Below are 2,262 nucleotides of genomic sequence, written 5' to 3'. Positions count from 1 at the left end.
ATCCTGTATTTGCATATGCCATAGAGAAAGATAGAATAAAGAATCCAATAGCAGCTATTAAAAACTCACTTGAAAAAGCATAAATCAAATATCCGATTGCAATGAATAATGATCCTATCCCAATTAGAAATGAAGGTGCTAATTTTTTTGATAAAATTGTATTTGTTATGGATCCTAAAATAAAACCCGCTCCAGCGATACTAACTAGGAAGCCATACTCACTATCTGTTAACAATAAAACTTCGTTTGCAAACGATAGTTCAAGCGAATCAATAGCGGTAGCTAAGACCATCATCCCTTGAAATAAGAAGTAAACACAAACAATATACATAGATTTTTTACTGAAATTTAAAACTATGTTCCAATCTTTCTTTAATACAGTTAGTGACAATTTATCATTGGATGTATTAGAATCGTCTTTTTTATCAAGATTAGGTAAAAGTAATGTAATGAACCCTGATAGCAGAAATGCTATAGCATTCATATATATTGCAAACTCTGGTGTGCCAATTATTAATAATATCCCCGCTACCGCTGGACCAATTAAAAATGCACCAGATCCTATTAAACTACGTAGTGAGTTGAAACGTTGTCTTTGCTCTACTGGAATTAATTTCGTCATATATGTCATAGCAGTTGGCTCATAAATCGCACTAGCCATGCTAATAAAGAATACTAAAAGATAGATAATCCAAAGAGATGGAAGCAAAGGTAAAATGACGATAAATACTGCGCGGTATATATCAAGGTGAATCATTAACTTCCGTTTGTTTAAACGATCTATCATACTTCCCGACCAAGCGTTTGTAAATAAAGCAGCTAATGGTTTAATCACATATAAAGCAGCAACCGCTAAAGCCGAGCCACCCATATTATAGACAAGTACATTAAGTGCTATTAAGTAAATCCATGCACCTAAATTTGCAATACCAACTCCGGACAGTAGTAATAAAGGATATTTCCAATCTTTAAGTAATTTTTTCACTTTAGGCACCCGCTTTCTAAATTGTTTTAAACCAATAAAAAAATCCCACCCCCAAGACTTAAAGTCTTAGGGACGAGATTTATCATCGCGGTGCCACCCTAGTTTATTAATATGTCGCCATATTAAACTTATCAAGTACTGCATTTAAAAATGCTTATACCTTAGCTCTATAACGGGAGCTCCCGTCACACCACCCCCTTATTAAAGGTTCCGATGTGCTGCTCAGAGGCTTGATTCAATAAAGAATTTTTGCTCCTTTTCAGCTAAATAGAGCTCTCTGTGAAAAATTCATTTTATTTACTCTTCTCATCATCGCATGTAATTTTATCCATATTATCATATAGGTTGTATATTGTAAATAATTAAAAAGAATAATCAGTTTTTTTAAAGAAAGTGAACATCCTTTATAATTTTGTAACTTGATTTTTTATTTATTAAAAAAATACGGTGCGTGAAATTGCTTGTAACTCTAACAAAAAGAGCCTATTTATACTATAGGCTCTTACAAAATTCGATATTAATTTGTACTCGCTTCTGCTAATGGTTCTAGAGGCGGTTCCAAATCTAGTTTTAAAGCATCACCTTCTTGTATATATTGTCCCTTTTCAATACTTTGACTCGTTACATACCCTGTACCTGTTGTTTTTACATCTAATTTCAGCAACTTAGAGAAATACATAACATCACGCATTGACCAACCTTTTAGGTTAGGCATTTTCACATTATTTCCTACTAAAAATATGCGATCTCCTTCACTCATTACCTCGCCAGTCTGTGGATATTGTTTTATTATCTGTCCTTCTCCTAATAATACCGGCTGAAGTTTCTCTTTTTCTGCAATGTTTTTCACCGTATCCATCGTTTGATTTACATAATTTTGTACTTTTATTTCAGATTGCTTTGTTGCATCTGCCATTTGTTTTTCTGTATATGGTTTCACTTTTAAATATTCTAGACTATTTTTCATAACTGGTTTAAAAATTTCAGCAAGAGGCTGAGCACCGTATTCATTCCCCTTTAATTTAGGTTGCTTAATGGCTAAATATACGACTAATTGCGGATCRTCAATTGGAGCCATTCCCAAGAATGAAAAAATATAATTATCTTTCCCTTCCATATATCGTCCATTTTCAGGATTCGGAATTTGCGCTGTCCCTGTTTTACCACCAATCGGATAACCATCAATTTTATACATCGTTCCCGTTCCTTTTGATGAAGTAATAACCCGCTCCATTAAGTTCCTTACCTTATCTGCAGTTTCTTTTTTAATCGGATTC

2 protein-coding genes and 1 other annotated feature are annotated in these 2,262 nt (G+C 33.5%); both genes read right to left on the bottom strand.

Translation table 11 applies throughout. The features are described 5' to 3' along the window. Positions 1 to 985, bottom strand: a 985-nt coding sequence (locus AC1DTM_RS23430; protein ID WP_477001008.1) for an MFS transporter, incomplete at its 3' end; no start/stop codon positions are given. Positions 986 to 1,050: 65 nt separating this feature from the next. After that, positions 1,051 to 1,307, bottom strand: a binding site (T-box leader). Positions 1,308 to 1,502: 195 nt separating this feature from the next. Then, a partial coding sequence (locus AC1DTM_RS23425; protein WP_477001007.1) for a PASTA domain-containing protein occupies positions 1,503 to 2,262 on the bottom strand: 760 nt, incomplete at its 5' end.

It is taken from the genome of Bacillus sp. P4_D3 (genome assembly GCF_056401855.1).
The sequence above is the reverse complement of the archived record's forward strand: the minus strand, read 5'-3'. Positions and strand labels throughout refer to the sequence as shown.